Source organism: Planctomycetota bacterium (assembly GCA_035574235.1).
In the GTDB taxonomy this organism is placed as follows: Bacteria; Planctomycetota; MHYJ01; order MHYJ01; family JACPRB01; genus DATLZA01.
Window position 1 is genome coordinate 1 of the sequence record DATLZA010000185.1, and the last position, 25,124, is coordinate 25,124.

Genomic DNA, 25,124 nt, shown 5'->3' on the forward strand with positions numbered 1-25,124 from the left:
GAGGTCATCTCTCTCCTCGTGAAATTCTCGACTCCCTCGCTCCCCACACCTATGATCCTGGAGTGCTCTCCCTTCCTCCCGTTCTCCTCGACGACCTCCTCGAGATCCCCCACCCTGGTAACCATGTATCTGAATCACCCATTTTCCGGCGGCCGGGCCCTTGACGGAAAGGCCGTCTTGCATATAATGCCGCTGTCCTCCCCGAGCCGCGGCCGGCGCCCGAGCCGCCGGCCCCGGCGCGGGGTGGAGCAGCCTGGTAGCTCGTCGGGCTCATAACCCGGAGGTCGTGGGTTCAAATCCCACCCCCGCTACCAAATTTCTCGTCCGACCCCGGTGGGTTCGACACCGGGGTTTTTTTTCAGGCGCGCCGCGCGCTCCCCGTAGGTATCGTAAAAACCCGGGCGGCGGGGACGGCGTAATCATACCGGCGGGACGTTTCGTCGCCCGAAGGGAAATCCCATGAAGCTCGGAATGCTCGGCGTGATCCTCGCGGCCGCGCCGTGGACGGCGCTCCGCGAAAACAACACGTGGCCCGAGTTTCGCGGGCCTTCCGGAACCGGCCATTCGGACGCCCAGGGCCTTCCGCGCGAGTGGAGCGAGTCGAAGAACGTCGTCTGGAAAACCCCCATCCACGGGCGCGGCTGGTCGTCGCCGGTCGTCTGGGGCCGGCAGATCTGGCTGACCACCGCCACGCCCGACGGGAAGGAGCTCTCGGTCCTCTGCGTGGATCGCGATTCCGGAAAAATCCTCATCGACTCGATAATCTTCGAGGTCGCCCGGCCCGACGAGCTCTGGCGGAAGTACAACAGCTACGCTTCTCCCACGCCCGTGATCGAGGAAGGGCGCGTCTATGTGAATTTCGGGAGCTACGGAACGGCCTGCCTGGATACGGCCACGGGGAAGGCGCTCTGGACGCGGCGCGACCTGCCGTGCAACCACTGGCGCGGCGCGGGGTCCTCTCCGATCCTGCACAAAGATTTGCTCATCATCCCGTTCGACGGGTACGACGTCCAGTACGTCGTGGCCCTCGACAAGACCACCGGAAAAACCGTGTGGAAGGCCGACCGCACCCACGATTTCGGCACCGACGACGGAGATCTCAAGAAGTCGTTCTCGACGCCGATCGTGATCGAGGCCGGAGGCAGGACGCAGCTCGTCACGGTGGCCGCCAAGGCCGCCGTCGCGCTGGATCCCGCGACGGGCCGTGAACTCTGGAGGGTGCGCTATCCGAACCACTCTTCGGGAACGCGGCCGCTCTTCGGCCATGGCCGGGTGTACGTGACCAACGGCTCGGCGCCGGCTCAACTACTGGCGATCCGGCCGGACGGGACCGGCGACGTGACCTCGACCCACGTGGACTGGTCGTGGAACCGCGGCGTGGGCCAGAAGCCCTCGCCGCTCCTGGTGGGGGATCTCCTCTTCCTCCTTTACGACGTGGGAGGCCTGGTGACGTGCGTGGACGCGCGGACGGGCGCGGAGGTCTGGAAGCAGCGCATCGGCGGGCGGCACTCCGCCTCGCCTCTTTTCGCCGACGGCCGGGTGTACGTCTTCGGCGAGGACGGGGTCTCCGTGGCGTTCGAGCCCGCGCGGGAGTACAAGGAGGTGGCGCGGAACCGGCTCGCCGCCGGCTGCATGGCCACGCCCGCGATCGTCGGGAAGGCTTTCTACGTGCGGACCGAGACGCACCTCTACCGCCTGGAAGAGCGCTGAGGAGGCGCGTCCCGTTCCGGTCGAGACGCCCCCCTCACGCGCGGGCCGTGTGGTATTCTTTGCCGGATGAAGGAAGTCCGCCACCCGGCGTCCCGGATTTTCATCTGGCCGGGAATTCATGCGGAAGTGGGGGAGACCCTCCGCGTCCTGGCCCCCGAAGCGCGGCACGCCTTCATCCTCACGGATCGCAAGTGCATCCCGATCGCCAAGCGGGTGGCGCTCAGCCTCATCCAGGCCGGCGTCGGCGTGTCCGGCTACGCGATGTATCCGGGCGAGCGCCGGAAGACGCTCCAGACCGCCGCCGGGGCCGCCGCCAAGATGCTCCGGACGAATACGGACCGGACGAGCGTCTTCGTCACGGTGGGCGGCGGCGTCGTCGCCGAACTGGGCGGCTTCGTCGCCTCCGCCTACCAGGAAGGCCTGCGGCTCTTCCACGTTCCCACCACGCTCGTGGCCCAGGTGGACGCCGCCATCGGCTCCACGGCCGGCGTCAACGTCGGGGACGGGCGGAATGTGCTTTCGGTTTCACACGCCGCGACGGCGGTCTTCGTCGACCCGACGCTTTTGGAAACGCTGCCCCGGCCGGAGTACCTGGCCGGACTGGCCGAAGTCGTCAAGTACGGCATGGTCCGTGAAGCGGATGTGCTGGCGGAACTCGAGGAGGGCCGTGAGGGGATCGAGTCGCGGAACCCGGCGCTTCTGGAGGAGATCGTGGCCCGCTGCGTGGCGATCAAGGCGGCCGTGGAGGAGGCGGCCCGGGGGGCGCCGGGCGTGAGGGCGGTCCTGGAATACGGCCGAACGGTCGGCCGGGCGCTCGAGGCGGCGGGATCGTTCCGGAAGATCCGGTCGGGAGACGCGCAGGCCGTCGGCATGGAGGCCGAAGCGTTCATGGCCTGGCGGCTGGGGGTCGCGCCTCCGGGCGTCCTGCGGGCGCAGAACCGCATCCTCCGGCTCCTGGACCTGCCCACGCGCGTGCGGGGGCTCGCCCCCGAAAAGGTGCTCGAAGCGATGCGGCTGAACCGGGGGAATCCGGGCGCGCGCCTGAACCTCGCGCTTCCCCGGCGGGTGGGGGAGGCCGGCCCCGGGATCGAGGTTCCCGTGGAGGTCGCGGAGGAAGCGCTTCGCTTCGTGATCCTCCCCGGCCGCCGCATCCGGGCGGCCCGGCCCCTTTCGGAGATGGAGCTGCCCGCGGCGGATCCCGCGAACTGAGATATCCCGGCGCCGTTTCCGCCCATCTCGGCCAGGAGCGGAGATTTCCTGCGCGAGCGCCGGCGTCGTCGGTCCTGCGGTTCGACGATCGGGTGAGACGTCTGCAGGTTCAGGAGACGCCGGCATGGGCGATAGATAAGAATATCTTGATCTCATAAGGAGCACCTTATATATCGACGGCATGGCGCGGCCGCCGGGGCGGTGGGGACTGAAGGCCAAGCTCTTCCGGGGACTGGCGGACCTTTCGAGGCTCACGATCCTCGAGGCGCTCCGGGAGGGCCCGCGGACCGTCTCCCAGGTCGTGGCGCGCACCGGCATGAGCCAGCCGCGCGCTTCGATGCATCTCGATTGCCTCTGGTGCTGCGGCCTCGTGGACCGCGAGGCGGTCGGACGCTACACCGTCTACCGGCTCCGGTCGCGGAAGGTCCTGCGCATGCTGGAGGCCGCCGACGCCCTCCTGGGCGACGTGCGCGAGCGCGTCCGCGAGTGCGCGCGCTACGAGGAAAGGAAGGCCCGGCTGTGAAGGGGGCCGCCTGGGCGATGGCGCTTCTGGCGGGGGCGGCGCCCGCGCTCGCCCAGGAAGGCTCGCTCGACGTCCTGGACGGCGAGACTCTCTACGAGGGCGGAGGGCTCTTCACCCTGGGCCACGAGTTCGAGCGCCGCGAAGGTCTCCGGCGCGGCCGCGACCGCGTTTCCGACCCCCTCGAACGGCGGCTCGACAGCCATACCGCCGCCTTCGGGGCGCACTACGGACTGCGCTACAACGTTCAACTCTCGGCGATCGTCCCGTACGTCCATCGGGCCTTGACCCTCGAAAATCCCGCCGGTCCGGATCGCGTATCGGAAGAAGGCTTGGGCGACGCCGCCCTGGTCGTCAAGTGGCGTTACCTGCGCCTCGACGACGTCGGCCGGGCGACGAACTTCGCGCTTCTGGCGGGACTCGAGCTTCCCACCGGAGATGACGATCCGCCCTCCGGCGCGCCCGTGCAGCGGGAGGATTTCCAGATCGGATCGGGTTCCTGGGATCCCTCGCTCGGCGCGGCCGTCACCCACGAGCCGGGCCGCTGGCGGTTCAACGCTGCGGTTCTCTACCAGCGCAACGGGCAGGGAACGCGCGACTTCAAGGTCGGGGACGAGCTTTTCGCGGAATTGGCGGCCGGAAACCGCTTCTGGCTGGAACCGTATCCGGGACCCTTCATGCGCTTCGATGCGCTTCTGCGCTACCGGCATGCCTGGAAGGCGCGGCAGGACGGCGACGCCGTGGATGATTCCGGAGGCGATGTGCTCACCGCGGGCGCCACGCTCGCCTTCCGGCCCCGACCCACGCTGGACTTCCAGATTTTCCTCGAAGTTCCGATCTATCAGTCTCTGGAGGGGACTCAGCTCGAGGAAGACTGGTCGGTTTTCTTCGCCTTCGGACTGCGAATCTGAACGGGAGGGACGCGATGCGGCACCTTGCGCTTGCCGGGCTCCTGGTCCTGTCCGCCTGCTCGGCTCCGGGGACCGAGCTTGCGCCGGAGCCCGGCGACTTCGCGTTCATCGAAGTGACCCTGAAGGGCTGAACGTGAAACGAAGAAATGATGGGCCTGGAACGGCTCTTCCGGAACCTTTACGGGACGACCCCGCAGATCGACATGGATCGCCAGCTCGCCCGCGCCCGGGTGCCCGACCCCCGGCCGCTCGACTTCGCCGGGTTGGCCGAGGGGATCCGGCGCAACAACGTGGGCACGGCGGCCATCACGGTTCGGGCGACCGCGGAAGTGGGCCCCGACAAGGTGATCCTGCGGCCCACCGGGCAGGAATTCCTCCTGCACGGAAGCGCTCCCGCGGACGGCGGCGCGCGGCCGCGAAGGCTGCGCGTCCACGGATGGGAAAGTCCGGCGACCGTCCGCCTCGAGATCCTGGAATGACGGGCGTCGCATGAAACAGTCGGCCGGTACGCTCCTCTACCGGCGCGGGAAGGAGGGTCTGGAAGTTCTTCTCGTCCACCCTTCGGGAGCCTACAACCGCAACGCCCCCTGGAGCATTCCGAAGGGCGTTCCCGACGAGGGGGAGACGCTCGAGGAGGCCGCCCGGCGGGAAACGTTCGAGGAAACCGGCGTCCGGGCGGCGGGGACTCTGACGCCCCTGGGTCACGTCGATTACGCAAAGTCGCGCAAGCGGATCTTCGCCTTCGCGGCGGAGGCTCCCCCGGACGCCGCCCCGCGGCCCGCCTCCTGGGAGGTCGACGCCGCGGAGTTCATCAGCCTCGAGCGGGCCCGCCGGCTTCTCCACCCCGATCAGGTGCCGTTTCTCGACCGGCTCGAGGCGTGCTTGGCCGGTCGTCCGGAGCGCCCGCCTCAGTAGTCCGGCGCTTCGCGGAAGGCGCCGGACGGAGCGGGCCCCACGCGATGCTTGAGCTGCTCGGCCACGATGAGGTCGCGGATGCGGCGGGCGATCCGCTCGTGGTTCTCGCGGGTGTCTTCGGGCGCGACCTCGATCGGCGGCAGGAAGTCCACGACGACCTTGGCGGGGTGGGGAAGGGCCGTCAGGTGCGGCCAGGCCTTCCAGGTTCCATAGATGACGCACGGGACGATGCGGGCTCCGGACTGGACGGCGAGTCGGCCAACCCCCGGCTTGGGCTCGCCCATGAGCCACTGGAAGGACCGGCGGCCCTCGGGGAAGATCCCGATGGCTCCGCCCCGCTGGAGGATTCGGAGCGCCTTCTGGACGGTGGGTTCGTTGTCTCCTCCGCGGTAGACGGGGAGGATTCCCCACTGCCGGAGAAACCACCCGATCAGCGGGATCCTCAGAAGCTCGGCCAGCGCGAAGAAGCGGATGTGCCGCTCCGTGGCGAGGGAAAGCACCACGGGGTCGAAATAACTCGGATGGTTGGCCGCGATGATGACAGGACCTTGGCGGGGGATGTTCTCCAGTCCGTGAAACTGAAGGCCGTGGAAGATCCGCATCCAGATGTAGAGCATGAAGCGGACCAGGCGGACCAGCATAGGTTCGATTCCCGCGTCTTCATCATAGGCGGCCGCGCGCGATCGCGCAAAACATCCCTGTCCGCTGCGGGATCGATGAAGGGGGAGGGGTCCGTCCGGACGGCCGGGGCCGGTGAGGAGGACGCCGATGAATTGGGGAAACGCGATCGGGGCGGGAATTTTCGGCGCCGTCGTCATGACGGCGATCCTCTTGGTGGTGCGGGCCCTGGGGGCGACTCCGATGAATCTGGAGATGATGCTGGGGACGCTCTTTACGGCCTCGCCCGGCCTGGGCTCCTGGTTCCTGGGCCTGGCGATCCACCTGACCGCCGGGGCGCTTTTCGGGATCGTGTACGCGGCGATCATGGAGACGGCCCGGCGGAGGGGGCCGGGCGTGGGCGCCGCGATCGCCGTGCCGCACACGATTCTCTCGGGGCTCCTTCTGCCGCTGGTGGGGTCGATGCATCCGCTCGTCCAGGCGGGCCGGATGGTCAACCCCGGCCCCTTCGCCGCGGAGGCGGGGCCCCTGGCCGTCGTTCTTTTCATCGGCCTGCACCTCGTCTTCGGCTCGGTGGTAGGCGGGTCCTACGAGCTTCGCCGTTTTCCGGCCGGGGTCGGACCGGCGGAGATCCCTCGACGGCCTCCAACGGCCGTCTATCGCGGATAAGTCGGAGCGATCGCGCAAGACGCTTGAAACTTGACGCCGGCTTGCCGAGTTTAAGTAGGGGGGATGGAAAGCATCGCTTCGACTTTGGCGGCCGCGATCGTGGCCGCCGCTCTGGGACCTGCCGCCGCATCGCTTCAGGAACGAACCGGCGAGCAGATCTACCGGACCCTCTGCGTGTCCTGCCACGGCCCCGAAGGGGAAGGCACTCCGGACTACCCGGACCCTCTCACGGGACGCCGGTCGCTGGAGAATCTCGTCCGCTACATCGACAAGAACATGCCGGAGGGGGCGCCCGAGAAGTGCGTGGGGGAGGATGCCCGCAAGGTCGCCGAATACATCTACGGCGCCTTCTATTCCCGCGAGGCGCAGGCCCGCCGGCGGCAGCCCAAGATCGAGCTGGCGCGCCTGACGGTGGGACAGTACCGCAACGCGCTGGCCGATCTTCTGGCCGTTCCGACCGCTTCCGGCCCGTGGGATGAGCGCCGGGGGCTTCGCGCCGAATACTTCAACAGCGGCCGGCGCCTCCGGGACGATCGCCGCGTCCTGGATCGCGTGGACCGCACCGTGCGGTTCTCCTTCGGATCTTCCAGCCCCGCCGACCGGGTCAGCGGCGAGGAGTACGCGATCCGCTGGAGCGGGGGGCTTTTCGCTCCCGACACGGGCGAATACGAGTTCGTCGTCGAAACGGACAACGGCGTGCGCCTCTGGGTCAACGCTTCCGATCCTCCCTTGATCGACGCCTGGGTTCGCTCGGGAACCGATCTTCGCCACAAAGAGACGATTTTCCTCCTGGGCGGCCGCGTCTATCCGATCCGCCTGGAGTTTTTCAAAAGCAAGCAGGACAAGACCGCGTCCGTCACGCTCAAGTGGAAGCGCCCGCATCGGGTCGAGGAAGTGATCCCTGAACGCCATCTCTCCCCGGCCCGGTTCGCGGAAGTGTTCGTGGTGCGCGCTCCGTTCCCGCCGGACGACCGCAGCATGGGTTACGAGCGGAGCACCTCCATTTCCAAGGCATGGGAGGAGGCGACGACGGAAGGAGCCCTCGAGGCGGCGTCCTACGTGCTCTCCCGCCTTCCGGCGCTTTCGGGAGTCTCTTCCGAGTCGCCGGAGGCGCGCGGGCGGCTGCGCGAATGGGCGCGGCGCTTCGTGGAGCGGGCGTTCCGTCGGCCGCTCTCGGACGAAGATCGCCAGGCCTTCGTGGACCGCTTCTTCGAGGGGAACGCCGATCCGGAAGCGGCCGTCAAGCGCGTCGTGCTTCTGGCTCTCAAGTCGCCGCGCTTCCTCTATCAGGACCTCGACCCGGCCCAGTCGGACGCGTATGACGTGGCCTCCCGGATCGCGTTCGGCCTGTGGGATTCGCTGCCGGACGCGCCGCTCCTGGACGCGGCGCGGAAGGGCGCGCTCTCCTCACCCGAGGAAGTCCAGCGGCAGATCGACAGGATGCTGCCCGACCCGCGGACGCGGGCCAAGGTTCGGGCCTTCTTCCATCAGTGGATGAAGCTCGACCGCCTGCACGATCTCGGAAAGGATCCGAAGCGGTATCCCGACTTCACGCCCGAAGTCATCTCCGACCTTCGGACGTCGCTGGATCTTTTCGTGGAAGAGATCGTCTGGGGCGAGACGCCGGACTTCCGGCAGCTTCTGCTGGCCGATTACGCTTACATGAACGGCCGCCTGGCCGCGTTCTACGGCGCAAGCCTTCCGGCGGAAAGTCCGTTCCAGAAGGTGACGCTGCCCAAGGAGCGTTACGCGGGCATCGTGACCCATCCGCTCCTTATGGCCGGCTTCGCCTACCAGGATACGAGCTCCCCCATTCACCGGGGACTCTTTGTCGCCAAGAGCCTCCTGGGCAAGCGGCTCCGCCCGCCCCAGGAAGCGGTGACGCCGCTCAGCGCCGAGCTTCACCCGAATCTCACGACCCGCGAGAGGGTGGCGCTGCAGACCCGCCCCGAAAACTGCCAGTCCTGCCACCGAGTCATCAATCCCCTGGGCTTCGCCTTGGAGCATTACGACGCCGTGGGCCGCTTCCGGACCGAGGAGAACGGGCGTCCGATCGACGCCTCGGGAGGCTACGCGGACGGCGACGGCGAAGCCGTGACCTTCCGGGGCGGGAGGGAGCTGGCGGAGTTTCTGGCCAAGTGCGAGGAAACGCACGCCGCGTTCGTCGAACATCTCTTTCACTTCTTCATCCGCCAGCCGATCCGGGCGCACGGCGTGGACCGCCTGGAGACGCTCCGCAAAGAATTCGCCGCTTCCGGGTTCGATCTCCGGAAGCTCGTGGGCCGCGTGGTGGCCACGTCGGCGTTGCACGGAAACAGAACCACAGCCAAGGGGAAGACGCCATGAAGCTCTATCGCAGCCGGCGGGAGTTCCTGAGGGATCTCGGCGTGGGCGCCGCCGCGGCGCCGTTCCTGATGGGGCTGCCGAGCCTCGGCTGGACGGCGTCCGCTGCGGGGCCGCGCCGGCGACTGATCGTCGTGTTCAGCCCCAACGGAGTCGTTCCGTCCACGTTCTGGCCCGACGAGGAGGGAGAGTCCTTCACCCTGAAGGAGAGCCTGGCTCCGCTGGAGCCTTTCAAGAAGCGCCTTCTCGTCCTGCGCGGGGTGTGCAACCGCGTTCGGGGCGACGGCGACAGCCACATGCGCGGGATCGGGTGCCTTCTGACGGGCGTGGAGCTTTTTCCGGGTAACATCCAGGGCGGCTCCCATACGCCGGCCGGCTGGGCCAAGGGCATCTCGATCGATCAGGAGATCAAGAATTTCCTCCAGGCCGACCCGGCCACGCGCACCCGGTTCGGATCCCTCGAGTTCGGGGTGGGGGTGCCGGACCGGGCGGACACGTGGACGCGCATGGTCTACGCCGGCCCCAACAAACCCATCGCGCCCATCGACGATCCCTATCAGATGCTCCGAAAGCTCTACGGGCGCCTTCAGGACCGGGAACTTCTGGGAAGCGTCCTTGACGACGTGCGCGAAGACCTCGACCGGGTGAAATCCCGCCTGAGCTCCGAAGACCGGCGAATCCTCGAAGAACACTCGACCTTCGTGCGGGAGGCCGAACGGCAGCTCCAGGAGGACGCCTCGGCCAGGTCCGTCCCGCCGCCGCCCGCTCTGGAGCCGGGAGTGCGGGACGAAAACGACAACATTCCCAAGCTCAGTCGCATGCAGATCGATCTCCTCGTGCACAGCCTGTCGGCCGACTTCGCGCGCGTGGCCACGCTGCAGTACACGAACTCGGTGGGTCAGTCCCGCATGCGCTGGATCGGCGTCAATGAGGGACACCACGACCTGTCCCACAAGCCCGATGGGGATGTGGAGTCCCAGGCCAAGCTCACCAAGATCAACCGGTGGTTCGCCGAGCAGGTGGCCTACCTCGTCCGCCGGCTTTCCGAGACGCCGGAGCCCGGCGGCGAGGGGACGATGCTCGATCACACGCTCGTGGTCTGGACGAACGAGCTCGGGAAGGGCGACACCCACACGCTCGACAACATTCCGTTCGTCCTCGTGGGCGAAGGACTGGGCTTCCGGATGGGCCGGTCGCTCAAGTATCCGAAGCTGCCGCACAACCGGCTGCTCCTGTCCCTGGCGCACGGGTTCGGACACCGGATCGAGAGGTTCGGCAATCCCTCTCTCTGCGAGGGCGGGCCGCTGCCGGATCTCGTCTGAGCGGCGCCGGCTACTGGGCCGTCCAGCCGCCATCCACGGGCAGGGCGATCCCGGTGACGAAACTGGCGGCGGGCGAGGCCAGGAAGATCACCGCCCCGTGGATCTCCGAGAGCTCCCCCCAGCGCCCGAGGGGGATCCGCGCCGCAAAGTCCCTGTACTTGGCGGGATCCTCGAGGAGGGGTTTGTTCATGTCCGTGGGAAACGGACCCGGACACAGGGCGTTCACCGTGACTCCGTGCGGGGCTAGCTCCAGCGCCTGCGTGCGCGCCAGGAGGATCAGCCCGCCCTTGGAGGCCGCGTAGGCGGGCCGACCGGCCACCCCCACCAGCCCCAGGATCGAAGAGACGTGGATGATCCGGCCCCAACGCTTGCGGATCATTCCGGGAGCGGTCGCCTTCGTGCAGACAAAGGCTCCCGTGAGGTTCGTCTCCAGGACGGAATTCCATTCTTCGGGAGAAAGCTCCACCGTGGGCTTGCGGACGTTGATGCCGGCGTTGTTGACGAGGATGTCGATGCCGCCGAATTCGCGCTCGGCGCGTTCGACGACCGAACGGACGTCCTCGGCGCGGGTGACGTCGGCGCCCAGGCCGAGGGCGCGGATCTTGTGACGCCCGGCGAGATCGCGGGCGGCCGCCTCGGCCGAGGCCGCGGAGCGGCTGGTGACGATCAGCGCCGCGCCGGCCGACGCAAGCGCCTCGGCCATCTCGCGGCCCAGCCCGCGGGCCCCGCCCGTCACCCAGGCGGTTTTCCCGTCCAGGCGGAAAAGCTCCAGTCCCATCGCGTCCTCCGAAAAGCGGAGGCCTATCGTACCCGGCGTTCGGCCCAGAGGTCCAGCCATCGGAAGGGCAGCGGCGGAGGCGGCCGGTCGCCCAGGGGACGGACCCAGGCGTAGCGGCGACCGGTGCGGTGGCGCGACGGCGGCGCCACCACGTATCCCCGATCCCCGCGCAGGTCCAGGCCGGGATGCCAGTCGTTCCGTGAAGGGAGCGTCCCGCCGGGATGCCGGAAGTAGAGGTGCCTCCCGCCGCCGCCGGTGCGCACTTCGGGGCCCTCCGGGAGGAGACCGAACCGGCGTTCCAGCCGGCGGAGCGTCGCGACGCCCCCTTCGGCGGGATCGACATCGATTACCACGAAGCCGTTGCGGCGCCCCGTGAGGAGTCCCACGTTGGCCCGCGGCCATCGGAGCCTCCATTCGGCGAGGACGTCCCCCCTCAGAGTGGCCCAGGGGCTGCGGAGGTGTTTGCCCGGCGTCAGGCACCCTGGTTCTCCGCAGCTGCACCGGCCGCCCGGAAGGGTCCATTGGATCGCCACGATCCAGAGACCCCGGGAGACGTAATCGCGGGCGGCCTCCCACGGGCAGGGCGATACGTCCATTTCCGGTGGGCAGAGTGTTTGTTCCGTCCGGCGTTATGGATCCGTGACGTGGCCCCCGGGTCGCGGATCAACTAAGGAGCTTCCCCATGCCGTTCAAGAATCGCGCCGAAGCGGCCCGGCGACTGGCCGACAGGCTTTCCGTCTGGAAAGGCCGGAATCCCCTGGTCCTGGGGGTGCCCCGAGGCGGAGTCCTCATGGCCGCTCCGATCGCGGACGCCCTGGGAGGCGACCTGGACGTGATCCTCGTCCGAAAGCTGCGCGCTCCAGGGGCTCCGGAGTTGGCGCTCGGCGCAGTGACGGAATCGGGCGAGGTCGTCTTTTCGGATCCGCGGATTCCGGAGTGGGTGGATCCCGAATACCTTCGCGCCGAGACCGAGGAGGCGCTCCGGACGATCGCGGAGCGCCGGGCGCTCTATACTCCGCACCGGCCGCCCGTGAGTCCGGCCGGGCGGATCGTCATCGTGGTGGACGACGGGATCGCCACGGGGGCCACCATGGCGGCGGCGCTTCGGGCGCTTTCCGGGGCCGGGGCGGCGCGGCGCATCGTGGCGGCGGGCGTGGCGCCTCCGGACACGGCCCAGGAGCTGGCGGGCCTGGCCGACGAACTGGCGATCCTCGAGACTCCGGACGATTTCGCGGCGGTGTCGCAGTTCTATTGCGAATTCCCGCAGGTCTCCGACGCCGAGGTCGTGGAAGTCCTGCGAAGCCGGGGGGTCCGCGCCGGCGCGGCGTAAGGCCTTTCGTCAGAGCATCGGTCGCCACCGGTCCAGGAGCGCCCGGAGTTCCGCCCGCTCTTCCGGCCGGACGTCCGGGAGCGGCGGCCGGACCGGACCCGCGGCCAGCCCCATCAGGTCCATCAGGGCCTTCATAGCGGAGACCTCGTAGCCCCGGCGGCGCCCCCGGAAGGCGTAAAGGGGCAGCACGTAGTCCTCCAGGAGACGGCGGAGCGCCGCGAAATCCCCTTGGGCGGCCGTTTCGTGCAGGCTCCAGGCCAGGCGCGGAGAAAGATTGGCGACGCTCGACGTATAGACGCGGATTCCGAGCGCGTAGTAGGCCGGCACGGCGTCGTCCCCGGCGCCGCCGATCCAGTGGAGCCTCGCGCCCACGCGGCTCATGATCGCCTGAAGGCGCCGCGGGTCGGCCTGCCCGTCCTTCCAGGCCGCCAGCGTCGGGACCCGCGCGGCCAGGCGCTCGACCCACGCCGGCCCGGGGTTCACCCAGTCGCGGCTGTAGACCACGAGGGGGAGCGGCGTGGCCGCTCCGAGGGCCGCGTAGTACTCGAGGAGCCCTTCCTCGTCCGCGCCCGGATAATAGGGCGGCAGGGCGAGGATCGCCGACGCCCCCGCGCCCGCGGCGCGGCGGGCCATTTCGGCGCCCAGGGAAGCGTTGAAACCCACCCCCGCTACGACGGGAACGCGGCCCCGCGCCTCCTCGACCGCCGCGGCCACGACCTTGACGTGTTCGTCGGGGGTCAGCGAGTAAAGCTCGCCCGTCCCGCCCGCCGCCACGAGGGCCGCCGGGGGACGCCGGAGAAGGGCCTGGAGGTTGCTCCGAAAGCCCTCGAGGTCCAGCGACAGGTCCGGACGGAACGGCGTGACGGGGAAGGCGATCATCCCCTCGAGCCGCGCGCGAAATTCTTCCGCCTTCATGCGTTCACCACCTTGGAAGGATCCGCTTCCAGTTCGGGTCCACGTGCTTTCTCATTTCGGCCTCGTCGTCGCGCTTGCGGTACGGGCACGCGGCGTAGCGCTCGCGTCCCCGGGCCAGGCGGTCGGGATCGAGCTCCACGCCGAGGCCGGGCCGATCCGGGATGCGCACCGATCCCCCCGCGATCGGAATCCGGCCGCCCGCGACGACCTCGTCTTCCTCGGACTGCCACGGGTAGTGCGTGTCGCACGCGTAGGAGAGATGCGGCGCGGCCGCCGCGGCGTGGGCCATGGCCATCAGGGAGACCCCGAGGTGGCTGTTCGAATGCATCGAGAGCCCCAGACCGAACGTGCGGCAGAGCTTGGCGAGATGCTGCACCTGCCGGATCCCGCCCCAGTAATGCGGGTCGCAAAGGACGACCTGCACGGCGTCCGTCCGTACCGCCTCGGGGATGTCCTGGAACGAGGTCACAGCGACGTTGCTGGCAAGCGGCGTTTCGATCCCCTCCGCGCGGAGTCGGCGGCGGACCTCGGCCATGTTGTTCATGCCCGCGGTCGGATCCTCGAGGTATCCGCCGCCGGAAAGTTCCTCCAACAGCGCGCGGCCGACGCGCACGGAGGTCTCCACGGACCACGCGCCGTTGGGATCGATCCGGAGCGGGACGCCCGGCCCGAACGTGCGGCGGAGGCGCCGGAGGGTTTCGATTTCGGCCTCGGGATCGAGCACGCCCGCCTTCAGCTTGAGCGAGCGGAACCCGTAGCGGGAAACCATGCGGCGCGCCTGAGCTTCGAGGCTCTCCGGAGAGAGGCATTCGCCGTACTCGTCCGGTCGCGCGTCGCGCCCTTCGCCTCCTCCGCCCGCGTGCTTGAAGAAGAGGTACGCCGAGAAAGAAACCTCGTCGCGCACGCGACCGCCGAGAAGGTCGCAGACGGGTTTGCCCACCGCTTTCCCCACGAGGTCCAGCGCGGCGATCTCCACCGCGGAATAAAGCCGGGCCGGGGCGTCCAGCGGGTTTTCGCCGGGAACCTTGTACGTTTGCGACCGGTCGCCCGCGGCGGACGCTTCGATCATGTCGATGAGCGCCCCGGCGATCCGGAACGGATCCTGTCCCAGGAGGCGCGGGCGGAGGTCCCGGAAGCCCTGCGCCTGGGCGTCGCCCCCGTGGGTCTCGGCGATCCCGATGAGGCCCTCGTCGGAGACGATCTCGATCAGCGTCCGCAGGGCGTAGGGGGCGTGGAGTCCGTAGGAGCTCCGGAGCGGCGGGTCGGCGATGGCCACCGAATGGACCCTCAGATCGACGATACGCACGGGATCAGGGCCTCCTTTCTTCGCGGGGAACGCGCACGAGGAGAACGAGGGCGGCCACGGCCACCTCGGCCGCCGCCAGGCAGAGCAGTCCTCCGCGGAAGTCGCCCGTCCACTGGCGCAGGCGGCCCATGAGGTCGGGGCCGAGGAAGCCTCCGAGGTTGCCGATCGCGTTGATGAGAGCGATGCCGGCCGCCGCGGCGGAACCTCCGAGGAAGGCGGGGGGGATCGACCAGAAGACGTTGAAGATCGCGCGCTGGCCCGCCTGGCAAAGGGTGAACGCGAGGAGGAATCCGAGGGCATGGGATTGCAGGAACGCCGCCAGGACGAGTCCGAGGGCGGCCGTCAGGGCGCAGGCGGCCACGTGGCCGCGCCGCTCGCCCGTTCGGTCCGAATGGGCCCCGATGAGGATCATCGCCGCGATCCCCACGACGAAGGGCGCGGCGTTGAGAAGGCCCAGCGTCACGCCCCGCGCGCCCGACACTTCTTCGAGCATCCGGGGCAGCCAGAGGAAAATTCCGTAGGTGACGGCCGCGTTGAGGAAATAGATCGCGCAGAGGAGGAGCACCTTCGGATCGCCCAGCGTCCGCCACGCGGACGCGTGCGCCGCATGAGCCTTGCGCGCCCGCTCGGCTTCCATCTCGGCGGAAAGCCACGCGCGCTCCTCGGGAGTCAGCCACGCGGCCTCCTCGGGCCGGTCGGTCAGATATCGGAGGGCGACGGCGCCGAGCGCGACGGCCGGGAATCCCTCCAGAAGAAAAAGCCATTGCCACCCATGAAGGCCCGCCCAGCCTTCAAGCTTCAGGAGGAGCCCCGAGAGCGGTCCTCCCACGACCATGGCCAGGGGGGCCGCCATCATGAAAAGGGCGCTCGTGCGGGCGCGGACCCGGGCGGGTACCCAGGAGGTGAGGTAAAGAACGACGCCGGGAAAGAATCCCGCCTCCGCCAGGCCCAGAAGCAGTCGAAGCCCGTAGAAGCTCCATACCCCCTGGACGAAGGACATCGCCATCGAGACGACGCCCCAGACGATCATGATGCGGGCCAGCCAGATGCGGGCGCCCACGCGCTGGAGGATGAGATTGCTCGGAATCTCGAACGCGAAGTATCCCAGGAAGAAAAGCCCCGCGCCGGTGCCGAACTGCTGGTCGGTGAGCCTCAGGTCCGCCTTGAGTCCCGAAGCCGCAAAGCCGATGTTGACCCGGTCGATGTAGGCGACGATGTAGCAGACGAAGAGAAAAGGGATCAGGCGGCGGGTGACCTTGGACAGAGTCCGGCGTTCCAGCTCCGGCACCTCCGGCTTCACCGGGCGCCTCCGGAAGACGGGACCGGTTCCCGGTCGCCGGAGCGCACGATCGACGCGATAGTCATGAGGCGCAGATTCTACCCCGGACCGGCGCGATTCGGTTGACATTTGCGCGTCCCGGGTCCGTAATGAGTACGCTTCCAGAAAAGGGGACGCTTCCATGAAGCTTTTGCGCCTGGGCGAGGCCGGCCGGGAGAAGCCCGCGGTGCTTCTGGCCGACGGCCGCGTGGCGGACGCTTCCGCGGTGGTGCGCGATTACGACGGGGCGTTTTTCGAGCAGGGCGGACTCGACCGCCTGCGGGACGTCGTCCGGCGGGGCGATCTTCCGACGATCGACGCGGCGGGAAAGCGCGTGGGCGCGCCCATCGCCCGCCCGTGGAAGGTGATCGGAATCGGGCTCAACTACGTGGATCATGCCAGGGAGTCCGGCCAGCCGATTCCGTCGGAGCCCGTGGTCTTCATGAAGGCCTCGAACGCCGTCGTCGGACCGTACGACGATGTTCTGCTTCCCCGGGGCTCGACCAAGGTGGACTGGGAAGTCGAGCTCGGGGTCGTGATCGGCCGGACCGCGCGCTACCTGCCGGACGAGGCCTCGGCGGCGGCGTGCATCGCCGGATACTGCGTTTCAAACGACGTCTCCGAGCGGGCCTTCCAGCTGGAGCGCGGAGGACTGTGGGACAAGGGCAAGTCGTGCGAGACGTTCAATCCCCTCGGGCCGTGGCTGGTCACCGCCGACGAGGTCGCCGATCCCCAGAATCTGGGGCTGTGGCTGGACGTCAACGGCGAGCGCCGCCAGACGGGCCATACGCGCCACATGATTTTCGGCGTCAAGCATCTGGTGTGGTATCTGAGCCAGTTCATGGTGCTGGAGCCGGGGGACGTGATTACGACCGGCACCCCGCCCGGCGTCGGCCTCGGAATGAAGCCGCCGCGCTTCCTCAAGGCGGGAGACGTGATGGAGCTCGGGATCGACGGTCTGGGGCGTCAGCGCCAGGTGTGCCGTCCGGCATAGCGTCGGGAAGGAGAGGCCCCATGAAGGTTCCCGTCCGCATCCGCGTCAACGGAACGTGGGTCGAACGCGAGGTGGAACCTCGGATGCTTCTGGTGGAGTTTCTGCGCGAGGAGTGCGGGCTCACCGGGACCCATGTCGGGTGTGAAACGACGCTGTGCGGGGCCTGCACGGTGCTTCTGGAAGGGAAGGCGGTCAAATCCTGCACGGTGCTGGCGGCGCAGGCGGACGGGACCGAGGTCGTCACGATCGAGGGGCTGGCCGCGGACGGCCGGATGCACCCGGTCCAGGAGGCCTTCTGGGAGTGTCACGGCCTGCAGTGCGGCTTCTGCACGCCCGGGATGGTGATGGCCGCGGTGGAACTCCTGCGGCGGATTCCGCGGCCGACGCGCGACCAGATCCGCCACGGCCTGGAGGGGAACCTCTGCCGCTGCACCGGATACAGCCACATCGTGGACGCCGTCGAGCGCGCCGCCCGGGCGCGGGAAGGAGCCTGAGCCGTGCCGCCCTCTCGAAGGAGATCCGCCCGCGCGCCGAAGGCCGCTTCGACGGGCTACGTGGGCCGGCCCGTCAAGAGGGTCGAGGATCCGCGCCTTCTCAAGGGACAGGCCACCTACGTGGACGACCTGCGCCTGCCCGGTCTTCTCCACGCGGTCTTTCTCCGCAGTCCGCACGCGCACGCGCGGATCGCCGCGATCCGGACGGAAGGGGCCCGCGGGATCCCCGGCGTTGTGGCGGTCTTGACGGGGGCGGACCTCAATCCCTCCTGCGGCCTTCTGCCGTGCGCGGCGCCCATGCAGGGACAGAAATCGCCGCGTCACACGGTCCTGGCGGGAGATCGCGTCTATTTCGTGGGCCATCCGGTGGCGGTGGTCGTGGCGCGCGACCGCGCGGCGGCCCGGGACGCGCTCGACCGGATCGAGGTCGATTACGAGCCTCTTCCGGTCGTCGTGGACCCCGAGCGGGCCCTGGAGGAGAGCTCTCCGCCGACCCATCCGGAGCTCGGGACGAACGTGGCCTACCGCTGGTCGGTCGAAGGAGGCGACGTGGATGCCGCCTTCCGGCGGGCGGACCGGATCCTGCGCGTGCGGATGGTCCACCCGCGGCTGACGCCGATGGCGATGGAGCCTCGGGGCTGCGCGGCGCTGTGGAATCCGGCCGATGGGTCGTTGACGCTGTGGACGTCCACCCAGGTTCCGCACCTGGTGCGGATGCTGCTGCCGGGGCTCGTCGGCGTTCCCGAGAACCGCCTTCGGGTCGTCGCGCCGGAGGTCGGCGGCGGCTTCGGCTCGAAGCTTAATCTTTATCCGGAAGAAGTCGTGGTGAGCCGCCTGGCCATGCGTCTCGGAGCGCCGGTCAAGTGGATCGAGTCGCGGCGGGAAAACGCGGCGGCCACGATCCACGGCCGCGACCAGATCGGCGACTACGAGGTGGCGTTCAAGGACGACGGCACGGTCCTGGCCATCCGGTCGCGCACGATCGCCGATCTGGGCGCGTATCTTCAGCTTCTGACGCCGGCGATTCCGACGATGACGGGACTGATGCTCCCGGGCTGCTACAAGCTCAAGGCGGTTCGGATGGACGTGATCGGCGTCCACACCCACAAGATGGCCACGGATGCGTACCGCGGGGCGGGCCGGCCGGAGGCCACGTACGTCATCGAGCGGGTCATGGATCTGGTGGCGCGCGAGCTGGGAATGGATCCGGTGGAGATCCGTCGGAAAAACTTCGCGAAGGCGTCGGAATTCCCCTTCAAGACCGCGTCGGGTCTTACGTACGACAGCGGGAACTACGAAGGGGCGCTTCGGAAGGCGCAGGAGATCGCGCCCTGGGAGGACCTGGTGCAGCGGCGGGCGGAGGCGCGCCGCCGGGGACGTCTCTATGGGATCGGCGTTTCGACGTACGTCGAGATCTGCGCTCTGGGGCCCTCGAAGATGATGTCTTCGGGCGGGTGGGAATGGGGTTCGGTGCGGATCGACATTTCGGGCAAAGTCACGGTGATCACGGGGGCGACGCCGCACGGACAGGGGCAGGAGACGAGCTTCGCGCAGCTGGCGGCGGACCGTCTGGGGGTGCCCATGGAAGACATCGTCGTCCTGCGGGGCGACACCGCCGTGGCTCCCTACGGGCGGGACACGTACGGCAGCCGCGCGACCGTCATCGGCGGCACGGCGATCCTCATGTCCATCGACAAGATCGTCGCCAAGGCCAGGGTGCTGGCGGCGCATCTCCTCGAGGTTCCGCCCTCCAGGGTCGTTTTCGAGAAGGGGGCGTTCTTCGTTCGGGGAAAGCCGCGGGAGGCGCTGGGCTGGAAGAAGCTGGCGCAGGCGGCCTATCTGGCCAAGAAACTCCCCCCGGGGCTGGAGCCCGGGCTGGAGGCTTCGAGCTTCTTCGAACCCCCGAACTGCACCTATCCCTTCGGCACGCACATCGCGGCGGTGGAGGTGGATCGCGAGACCGGGGCGGTGAGGATCGACCGATATGTGGCCGTGGACGACTGCGGGCCGCAGATCAATCCCCTTCTCGTCGAAGGTCAGGTGCAGGGAGGAATCGCGCAGTCGATCGGGCAGGCGCTGTTCGAGCGCACCGTGTACGGGGAGGACGGGCAGCTTCTGACCGGGGAATTCACGGACTATCCGATTCCCCGCGCCTCGGACATTCCCGAGTACGCGATGGGCAGCACCGTGACTCCTTCGCCCTCGAATCCCCTGGGGATCAAGGGAGTGGGGGAGGCGGGGACGATCGGGGCGACGCCGGCGGTGGCCAACGCGGTTCTCGACGCCTTGGAGCCGCTGGGAGTTCGGCATCTGGACCTTCCGCTGACGCCCGAGAAGATCTGGCGCGCGATCCACGACCCGGAGTCCCGGCCGGCGGTGTCGGTGGAGCGCGTAGGGCGGAAAGGAGGCCGGAGATGATCCCGGCGCCGTTCGAGTATGTCCGGGCGCGGGATCTGGGCGAGGCGCTCGAGGCGCTGGCGCGGTACGGAGAGGACGCGCGCGTTCTGGCCGGGGGCCACAGTCTGCTTCCGGCCATGAAGCTGCGGCTCGCGCAGCCGAAGGCGCTCGTGGACATCGGCCGCGTCGCGGAGCTTCAGGGAATCCGGGAGGAGGACGGGCGGATCCGGATCGGCGCGCTGACCACTCACGCGGAGATCGAGTCGTCGGCGCTTCTTTCGCGGAGCTGTCCGCTTCTTCCGGAGGTGGCCGGCCGGATCGGCGATCTCCAGGTGCGCAACCGCGGCACGATCGGAGGGAGCCTGGCGCACGCGGATCCGGCGGCGGACTGGCCGGCGGCGGTCCTGGCGCTCGAGGCGGAGATCGTGCTCGCGGGCCGGGAGGGCGTCCGCGCGGTGCGGGCGGAGGAGTTCTTCGTGGATCTCTTTCAGACGGCGCTTCGGCCCGGCGAGATTCTGACGGAGGTCCGGGTGCCCGTGACGGGGCCGGCGGCGGCGTACGAGAAGTTCGCGCAGAAGGCGAGCGGGTTCGCGCTCTGCGGCGTGGCCGCGGTCGCGGCGGACGGCGCGTTCCGGGTGGCGGTGACGGGCGTGGCGGCCCGGGCCTATCGGGCGCGGGGGCTGGAGGAGGCGCTCCGGCGGGGAGCGTCGCCGGCGGAGGCGGCGGAGCGGGCGGCCGAAGGGGTGGAGCCGCTCGGAGACCTTCACGCTTCGTCCGAGTACCGGGCGCACCTGGCGCGCGTCCTGGCGCGGCGCGCGCTGGAACGGGCGCGGGCGCGGCGATGAAGCTTTCGTGGGAGCAGGATTTCGGGGCGCCGCCCGAGCGGGTCTTTGCGGCGCTTCTCGACGCCGGAACGCTCAGGTCCGCGATCGAAGGCTGCGAGAAGCTCGAGCGCTCGGCCGAGAACCGCTACGACGTGGTGCTTAAGCTCGGGCTGGCGGGCCTCAAGGGGACGTATTCGGGGAAAGTGGAGGTCCGGGACGCTCGTCCGCCGGAGGAGCTGACGATCGCGTTCGATGGGAAGGGGCCCGGGGGCTTCGTTCGCGGAAGCGCGCGGGCGCGCCTCGCCGCGCTTGCGCCGGGGACGCGCCTTTCGGCGGAAGGGGAAGCGACGGTGGGCGGCGTGCTGGCCGCGGTGGGGTCGCGTCTGATCGAGGCGGCGGCCCGGAAGGTCGTGGGAGATTTCTTCCGGCGGCTGGCGGAGAGGGTGAAGTAGCGTGGGCGACCGTTCGCGCGGGCACGCCGAGAAGCACGTCGACGCGGCGGGCCGGTGGCTGGGCGGGGTCCGGGGACCGGTGGTCGATCTCGGCTGCGGGGAAGGTCTTTTCGCGCCGGCGGCCGCGGAGTACGTGGGCCTGGATCGCGATCCCGCCTGCGCACGGCATGTTCGGGGGAGGGGGCGCCGGGCGATCGTGGCGGAGCTGTCGGCCGTGCCCCTGCGCGACGGGTCCTGCGGGGGAGTCCTGTGCGTCAACGCCCTGCACCTGCCGGAGAATCCTCGCCGGGTTCTCGAAGAGATCGATCGCATTCTGCGGCCCGGGGGGCGGGCGTACGTCAAGAACGACTGGTACAAGTCGCCGCACGGCCGGGGGACGGCGTTTCGCCGGGAGCTTTCGCGCTGGGCGCATCGGACGGCCTACCTCTGGCACCGGCTGGCGTCGCCGGGAACCTTCGTCGTTCGCCGCACGGAGCGCGGGAGGGCCGTATGCCCTCATTGCTTTGCGCGGTTCTTCCGCGAACGCCGGTACCGGGTCCGTCGGGAAAGCCGGTACGTGTTTCTGCTGGAAAAGGGATGAGAAGGGCGGGCTCCCCGTCCCGGACCCTCCCCGCGGGAGGAGATCCCGTCAGTCCGCTCCCAGGAAGCCGGGCGGGCTCCATGCCCGCGTGGCCCACCCGGGGACCGGAATGGACGAGAAGCCCGGAGTCAGAAAGCGCTCCGTGATCAGACGGAGCTTCTCGCGTTCGGTGCCTTCGCGGAGGATCTGGACGAAACGGGCGCGCTCCCGCTCCTCGAGCTCGACGGACTGCCGGAGCGCCGTGGCCATGAGATCGTAGTCCATTCTACGGAAGGCTTCGACCGTTTCGCGCGGCAGCCACTCGCCCCGGTATTCGAGGAGCCCCAGAGTCCGCAGGTATTGGTCCCGGGTGAGCCACACCCCTTTGTAGAGATGATATCCCAGGGCGCGCCGGGCGCCTTCATGGTCCGGGTCGATTTCGAGGACCCTGCGCAGGAGGATCTGGGCCCGGCTCTCGAGACCCTGCTGGCGGGCCCACAGCGCCAGGTCGTACCAGGCGCCGGGACCCTGCGCGTCGCGATCCTGAAGGCGGCGTTCGTATTCTTCCACGAGCGCCCTGGGGCGGCGGATTTCGGCCACTTCGCGGCGGTCGAGGGTGATCGATCCCGCGGGGACTTCGACGACGACCGTGCCGTCCTTCTCGTGCGCGATGCCTTCGATGACGGACCCGTTGCGGAGGACGATCTCGTCGGCGCCGGCGGGAAGGGCGGCGGCCGGGAGGGCCGCAAGGAGGACGAGGAATCGGGACATACGAACCTCGAGGACGTGCAGACGCTCCACCCCTTAGATCCGCGAGAGGTCGGGGCGTCACCCGGCATCGAAGCGTTCCGTTCGGAGGCCGCCTCAGACGACCGCGGCGGCCTCTCCCACGGCCACGGATTCCGTCTCGCCGAGCGAGCCCGTCAGGAGCTCGATGAGTTCGTCGCGCTCGAACCGACGGAAGGTGCCCGCGTCCACCTCGACCACGGAGTTCATGAGTTCGGCCTTTCGGGCGATCATGCGGTCGATCTTTTCCTCAAGGGTGCCGCGCGTGACGAGCTTGAAGACCTGGACGCCGCGCCGCTGTCCCCAGCGATGGACGCGGTCGGTGGCCTGATCCTCCCGCGCCGCGTTCCACCAGCGGTCGTAGTGGATGACGACGCTGGCGCTCGTCAGGTCGATCCCGACGCCGCCGGCCATGAGGCTGCAGACGAAGACCCGGCAGTCGTCCCGCTCGTTGAAGGCGCGGATCGCCTCCGCCCGTTCGCGGGAGTCGCCGCGGATCTCGGCGAAGCCCACGCGACGGGCCCGCAGGTGCTCCTCGATGAGGTCCATCATCCGGAGATACTGGGTGAAGACCACGACCTTCTGGCCGCCGGCCAGGGCTTCCTCGAGAAGCTCGCAGAAGACGTCGAATTTCCCGGAGCTCAGGTCGCGCGCCCGGGGGCCGTCCACGACCAGGGCCGGATGATCGCAGATCCGCTTGAGCTTCGAGAGGACGGCGAAGACGCTCACGTAGTCGATCTTCTTCGTCCGGTCCCGCAGGTCCTCGGCCAGCTTTTCGCCGTCGCGGGCCACGAGCGCCCGGTACAGGGCGGCCTGATGGGGCGACAGCTCGCACATGCGGACATCCTCGACCTTCGGCGGCAGATCCTGGAGGACTTCGCTTTTCACGCGGCGGAGCTTGAACGGCGCGATCATGCGCTTGAGCTCCTCCATCGCGGCGGGGTCATGGTGCCGCACGATCGGAATCTCGAAGCGTTCCCGGAAGCGTTCGGCGCTGCCCAGGTAGCCCGGGAGAATGAAGTCGAAGATGGACCGCAGCTCGTCCAGACGGTTCTCGATGGGAGTGCCGGTGAGGGCCAGGCGCGTCTGGGCGGTGAGCTGCTTGGCGCAGCGCGCGTAGAGGGTGGAGGAGGTCTTGATGTACTGAGCTTCGTCGAGGACCACGCACTCCCAGTCGATCGACGCCAGCGTTTCGACGTCGCGCGCCAGGACCGTGTAGGTGGTGACCACGGCGCGGAGGCCCGGCAGGCGGAGCGCCTCGGGTTTGCGCTCGGGGCCGTAATAGCGGTAGGGCCGCAGTCCGGGGGCGAAGCGGCGGATCTTCTCGATCCACGAGTCGAGCACGCTGGTGGGCGCCACGATGAGCGAAGGGCGACGGGCGCCCTCCTCGTAGAGGGACAGCAGGAAGGCCATCGTCTGGTGGGTCTTGCCGAGCCCCATGTCGTCGGCGAGCACGCCGTGAAGGCCCGCCCGGCGCAGATACCGCATCCAGTCGTAGCCGGTTTTCTGATAGCTGCGAAGCTCCGTCAGGAGTCCCTTCGGCGGAGGGTCGCTCACGTGCGGATCGAAGTCCGGGAGATCCCCTTCCAGGGGGAGGGAGGGGCGGCGGACCAGGAACTCCGCGCGCTTCATGCGGGAGGGGCCCGTCCAGGCGCGGTCGGGTTCCGCGGGGATCCACGTGTTTCCCTTGCGGATGTATTTCTTGCGGCCCTGAACCGCCAGGATCTCGCTCATGGCCAGCGTGAGGTCGCCCGCGCGGTAGACGGGATCCAGCTCCAGCCAGTCGCCGGGTCCAGCGGTGACCCGGAGCGCGGAAAGCGCGGGACGCTCGGCGACCTTGGTTTCGCGGACCGCGGGAGAAGGTTTGAACGCCGGGCTCTTGAGAAGGGTGCGGAATTCCCCCTGGATGAAGCGGGGGATGTCGTCCTCCTCGATGAGGCGCTCGCCTTTGAAATAGGCCTTGAGGTCGCGCGGGGCGGTCCCGAGCGCATGATAGGTCGCGCCGTCGAACATCCAGCGCGCCCCTTCGGGGGGAACCGCAACGCCGTCGCCCCACACCGGGCGGAGCACCAGGCGTCCTTTGTCGTCGTATTCGGCGCGCAGTTCGGGCTCCAGGGGCTTGCGGGACACGCGGACGCCCTTGAGGCGCTCGGACCGGACGATTCCTTTAGGGAGATTCCAGAGGACGGCGGGCGCCTCGTCCACCGGAACGACCAGGTGCGCCCGGCGGCCGTTCGGACCGGAGAGGCGCAGCTCCAGCGATCCGTCGGGCCCGAGGTCCGCCTCGCCCGAGACCCCCGAAAGGAACTCGGCGGCGAACTCTTCCGCGCTCTTCCAGCCGGGCGAGGCGAGCAGGCGGTCCACGAGCCCCAGGCGTTTGGGCTTGCGCACGGGGACGCGCTTGCGCACCCAGGCGGCGAGCGTGGCCGTCACGTGGGGGCACGGAACCTGCGGGCAGGCGCTGCAGGAGGCCTCCTCGAGGTCCGCGGCGACCGTTACGCGCGCGTCCCGGAGGCGCGCGGTCAGCGCCGTGGGGGTCCGGCGGATCTCGCGCACGTCGGACACGGGAGCCGCATCGGCGCCGGGCAGGTCGGACAGAGAAATAGTATCGAGCGTGCGGTCGGCGATCAGGGGCATGTTCCCTCTCTCCTCATAACCGTCGGGGGAATCGAGTCTCGATTCGTTCCCCGGAACGATCTTGTTTCCGGCGAAAGTTATATCGGCCATCGGGGGCGCGGCCTTCGGCGGGATCGG

24 protein-coding genes and 1 tRNA gene are annotated in these 25,124 nt (G+C 69.1%); 17 read left to right on the forward strand and 8 right to left on the reverse strand.

What is annotated here, in order from left to right; genetic code table 11:
• Positions 1–237: 237 nt before the first annotated feature.
• The 7 genes from VNO22_17440 (at position 238) to VNO22_17470 (ending at position 5,265) form a co-directional block, all read left to right on the forward strand.
• Positions 238–314: transfer RNA gene (locus VNO22_17440), tRNA-Met, on the forward strand.
• A 145-nt stretch (positions 315–459) separates the two neighbouring features.
• Positions 460–1,710 carry a PQQ-binding-like beta-propeller repeat protein gene (locus tag VNO22_17445; protein HXG63158.1) on the forward strand — a complete coding sequence of 417 codons (1,251 nt, stop codon included), beginning with the start codon at positions 460–462 and terminating at the stop codon, positions 1,708–1,710.
• 66 nt (positions 1,711–1,776) lie between these two features.
• On the forward strand, positions 1,777–2,919 hold the full coding sequence (locus VNO22_17450; protein HXG63159.1) for a 3-dehydroquinate synthase family protein: 1,143 nt from the start codon (positions 1,777–1,779) through the stop codon (positions 2,917–2,919).
• 181 nt (positions 2,920–3,100) lie between these two features.
• Positions 3,101–3,442 carry a metalloregulator ArsR/SmtB family transcription factor gene (locus tag VNO22_17455; GenBank protein HXG63160.1) on the forward strand — a complete coding sequence of 114 codons (342 nt, stop codon included), beginning with the start codon at positions 3,101–3,103 and terminating at the stop codon, positions 3,440–3,442.
• Entirely contained in the window at positions 3,439–4,350 is a 912-nt protein-coding gene (locus tag VNO22_17460) for a transporter (GenBank protein ID HXG63161.1), read from the forward strand. The genes VNO22_17455 and VNO22_17460 overlap by 4 nt, the downstream gene beginning before the upstream one ends.
• Positions 4,351–4,496: 146 nt before the next feature.
• Positions 4,497–4,829, forward strand: a complete 333-nt coding sequence (locus tag VNO22_17465; protein HXG63162.1) for a hypothetical protein — start codon at positions 4,497–4,499, stop codon at positions 4,827–4,829.
• Between the two features lie 10 nt (positions 4,830–4,839).
• Complete coding sequence (locus VNO22_17470) at positions 4,840–5,265, forward strand: NUDIX domain-containing protein (protein ID HXG63163.1); 426 nt, start codon at positions 4,840–4,842, stop codon at positions 5,263–5,265.
• Here the strand turns inward: VNO22_17470 and VNO22_17475 are convergent.
• The gene (locus VNO22_17475; GenBank protein ID HXG63164.1) at positions 5,259–5,906 is read right to left on the reverse strand and encodes a lysophospholipid acyltransferase family protein; all 648 of its coding nucleotides are present in this window, start codon (positions 5,904–5,906) and stop codon (positions 5,259–5,261) included. The genes VNO22_17470 and VNO22_17475 overlap by 7 nt on opposite strands.
• Positions 5,907–6,033: 127 nt before the next feature.
• On the opposite strand from VNO22_17475, the gene VNO22_17480 reads away from it, so the two are divergent.
• The 3 genes from VNO22_17480 (at position 6,034) to VNO22_17490 (ending at position 10,217) form a co-directional block, all read left to right on the forward strand.
• On the forward strand, positions 6,034–6,552 hold the full coding sequence (locus VNO22_17480; GenBank protein ID HXG63165.1) for a hypothetical protein: 519 nt from the start codon (positions 6,034–6,036) through the stop codon (positions 6,550–6,552).
• A 63-nt stretch (positions 6,553–6,615) separates the two neighbouring features.
• Positions 6,616–8,898, forward strand: a complete 2,283-nt coding sequence (locus tag VNO22_17485; protein ID HXG63166.1) for a DUF1592 domain-containing protein — start codon at positions 6,616–6,618, stop codon at positions 8,896–8,898.
• Entirely contained in the window at positions 8,895–10,217 is a 1,323-nt protein-coding gene (locus VNO22_17490; GenBank protein ID HXG63167.1) for a DUF1552 domain-containing protein, read from the forward strand. Before VNO22_17485 ends, VNO22_17490 begins: the two co-directional genes overlap by 4 nt.
• Before the next feature lie 10 nt (positions 10,218–10,227).
• On the opposite strand, the gene VNO22_17495 is transcribed toward VNO22_17490, so the two are convergent.
• Both VNO22_17495 and VNO22_17500 read right to left on the reverse strand, forming a co-directional pair.
• On the reverse strand, positions 10,228–10,995 hold the full coding sequence (locus VNO22_17495; protein HXG63168.1) for a 3-oxoacyl-ACP reductase family protein: 768 nt from the start codon (positions 10,993–10,995) through the stop codon (positions 10,228–10,230).
• Between the two features lie 23 nt (positions 10,996–11,018).
• Positions 11,019–11,591 carry a bifunctional DNA primase/polymerase gene (locus tag VNO22_17500; protein ID HXG63169.1) on the reverse strand — a complete coding sequence of 191 codons (573 nt, stop codon included), beginning with the start codon at positions 11,589–11,591 and terminating at the stop codon, positions 11,019–11,021.
• 86 nt (positions 11,592–11,677) lie between these two features.
• On the opposite strand from VNO22_17500, the gene VNO22_17505 reads away from it, so the two are divergent.
• Entirely contained in the window at positions 11,678–12,325 is a 648-nt protein-coding gene (locus tag VNO22_17505; GenBank protein HXG63170.1) for a phosphoribosyltransferase family protein, read from the forward strand.
• 9 nt (positions 12,326–12,334) lie between these two features.
• Here VNO22_17505 and VNO22_17510 read toward each other — a convergent pair whose 3' ends face one another.
• Genes VNO22_17510 through VNO22_17520 form a run of 3 tightly spaced genes read right to left on the reverse strand, consistent with a single transcriptional unit; the run spans position 12,335 to position 15,846 of the window.
• Entirely contained in the window at positions 12,335–13,240 is a 906-nt protein-coding gene (locus tag VNO22_17510) for a 5-dehydro-4-deoxyglucarate dehydratase (protein ID HXG63171.1), read from the reverse strand.
• Between the two features lie 4 nt (positions 13,241–13,244).
• Complete coding sequence (locus VNO22_17515; GenBank protein ID HXG63172.1) at positions 13,245–14,546, reverse strand: enolase C-terminal domain-like protein; 1,302 nt, start codon at positions 14,544–14,546, stop codon at positions 13,245–13,247.
• Between the two features lie 4 nt (positions 14,547–14,550).
• A complete protein-coding gene (locus VNO22_17520; protein ID HXG63173.1) occupies positions 14,551–15,846 on the reverse strand; it encodes an MFS transporter in 1,296 nt (431 codons plus the stop codon).
• Between the two features lie 160 nt (positions 15,847–16,006).
• On the opposite strand from VNO22_17520, the gene VNO22_17525 reads away from it, so the two are divergent.
• From VNO22_17525 to VNO22_17550, 6 genes are read left to right on the forward strand one after another with little or no spacing between them, the layout of a single operon-like run.
• Positions 16,007–16,858 (forward strand): fumarylacetoacetate hydrolase family protein, encoded by an 852-nt coding sequence (locus tag VNO22_17525; GenBank protein HXG63174.1) that lies wholly within the window; start codon positions 16,007–16,009, stop codon positions 16,856–16,858.
• Between the two features lie 20 nt (positions 16,859–16,878).
• On the forward strand, positions 16,879–17,352 hold the full coding sequence (locus VNO22_17530) for a (2Fe-2S)-binding protein (GenBank protein ID HXG63175.1): 474 nt from the start codon (positions 16,879–16,881) through the stop codon (positions 17,350–17,352).
• 3 nt (positions 17,353–17,355) lie between these two features.
• Positions 17,356–19,770, forward strand: coding sequence for a xanthine dehydrogenase family protein molybdopterin-binding subunit (locus VNO22_17535; protein ID HXG63176.1), 2,415 nt, complete (start codon positions 17,356–17,358; stop codon positions 19,768–19,770).
• Positions 19,767–20,594, forward strand: a complete 828-nt coding sequence (locus VNO22_17540) for a xanthine dehydrogenase family protein subunit M (protein HXG63177.1) — start codon at positions 19,767–19,769, stop codon at positions 20,592–20,594. The genes VNO22_17535 and VNO22_17540 overlap by 4 nt, the downstream gene beginning before the upstream one ends.
• Positions 20,591–21,025, forward strand: a complete 435-nt coding sequence (locus VNO22_17545; protein HXG63178.1) for a carbon monoxide dehydrogenase subunit G — start codon at positions 20,591–20,593, stop codon at positions 21,023–21,025. Before VNO22_17540 ends, VNO22_17545 begins: the two co-directional genes overlap by 4 nt.
• A 1-nt stretch (position 21,026) precedes the next feature.
• A complete protein-coding gene (locus VNO22_17550; protein ID HXG63179.1) occupies positions 21,027–21,605 on the forward strand; it encodes a class I SAM-dependent methyltransferase in 579 nt (192 codons plus the stop codon).
• 48 nt (positions 21,606–21,653) lie between these two features.
• Here the strand turns inward: VNO22_17550 and VNO22_17555 are convergent, their stop codons facing one another.
• Together VNO22_17555 and VNO22_17560 are read right to left on the reverse strand one after the other, a co-directional pair.
• The gene (locus VNO22_17555) at positions 21,654–22,355 is read right to left on the reverse strand and encodes a hypothetical protein (protein ID HXG63180.1); all 702 of its coding nucleotides are present in this window, start codon (positions 22,353–22,355) and stop codon (positions 21,654–21,656) included.
• Positions 22,356–22,448: 93 nt separating this feature from the next.
• Entirely contained in the window at positions 22,449–25,007 is a 2,559-nt protein-coding gene (locus tag VNO22_17560) for a DEAD/DEAH box helicase (protein ID HXG63181.1), read from the reverse strand.
• Between the last annotated feature and the right edge of the window lie 117 nt (positions 25,008–25,124).

Excerpts from the sequence above, each read along its gene's own strand:
- VNO22_17445 (HXG63158.1), top strand. The coding sequence starts at position 460 with ATGAAGCTCGGAATGCTCGGCGTGATCCTCGCGGCCGCGCCGTGGACG.
- VNO22_17450 (HXG63159.1), top strand. The coding sequence starts at position 1,777 with ATGAAGGAAGTCCGCCACCCGGCGTCCCGGATTTTCATCTGGCCGGGA.
- VNO22_17455 (HXG63160.1), top strand. The coding sequence starts at position 3,101 with ATGGCGCGGCCGCCGGGGCGGTGGGGACTGAAGGCCAAGCTCTTCCGG.
- VNO22_17465 (HXG63162.1), top strand. The coding sequence starts at position 4,497 with ATGATGGGCCTGGAACGGCTCTTCCGGAACCTTTACGGGACGACCCCG.
- VNO22_17470 (HXG63163.1), top strand. The coding sequence starts at position 4,840 with ATGAAACAGTCGGCCGGTACGCTCCTCTACCGGCGCGGGAAGGAGGGT.
- VNO22_17475 (HXG63164.1), bottom strand. The coding sequence starts at position 5,906 with ATGCTGGTCCGCCTGGTCCGCTTCATGCTCTACATCTGGATGCGGATC.
- VNO22_17480 (HXG63165.1), top strand. The coding sequence starts at position 6,034 with ATGAATTGGGGAAACGCGATCGGGGCGGGAATTTTCGGCGCCGTCGTC.
- VNO22_17485 (HXG63166.1), top strand. The coding sequence starts at position 6,616 with ATGGAAAGCATCGCTTCGACTTTGGCGGCCGCGATCGTGGCCGCCGCT.
- VNO22_17490 (HXG63167.1), top strand. The coding sequence starts at position 8,895 with ATGAAGCTCTATCGCAGCCGGCGGGAGTTCCTGAGGGATCTCGGCGTG.
- VNO22_17495 (HXG63168.1), bottom strand. The coding sequence starts at position 10,995 with ATGGGACTGGAGCTTTTCCGCCTGGACGGGAAAACCGCCTGGGTGACG.
- VNO22_17500 (HXG63169.1), bottom strand. The coding sequence starts at position 11,591 with ATGGACGTATCGCCCTGCCCGTGGGAGGCCGCCCGCGATTACGTCTCC.
- VNO22_17505 (HXG63170.1), top strand. The coding sequence starts at position 11,678 with ATGCCGTTCAAGAATCGCGCCGAAGCGGCCCGGCGACTGGCCGACAGG.
- VNO22_17510 (HXG63171.1), bottom strand. The coding sequence starts at position 13,240 with ATGAAGGCGGAAGAATTTCGCGCGCGGCTCGAGGGGATGATCGCCTTC.
- VNO22_17525 (HXG63174.1), top strand. The coding sequence starts at position 16,007 with ATGAAGCTTTTGCGCCTGGGCGAGGCCGGCCGGGAGAAGCCCGCGGTG.
- VNO22_17530 (HXG63175.1), top strand. The coding sequence starts at position 16,879 with ATGAAGGTTCCCGTCCGCATCCGCGTCAACGGAACGTGGGTCGAACGC.
- VNO22_17540 (HXG63177.1), top strand. The coding sequence starts at position 19,767 with ATGATCCCGGCGCCGTTCGAGTATGTCCGGGCGCGGGATCTGGGCGAG.
- VNO22_17545 (HXG63178.1), top strand. The coding sequence starts at position 20,591 with ATGAAGCTTTCGTGGGAGCAGGATTTCGGGGCGCCGCCCGAGCGGGTC.
- VNO22_17555 (HXG63180.1), bottom strand. The coding sequence starts at position 22,355 with ATGTCCCGATTCCTCGTCCTCCTTGCGGCCCTCCCGGCCGCCGCCCTT.
- VNO22_17560 (HXG63181.1), bottom strand. The coding sequence starts at position 25,007 with ATGCCCCTGATCGCCGACCGCACGCTCGATACTATTTCTCTGTCCGAC.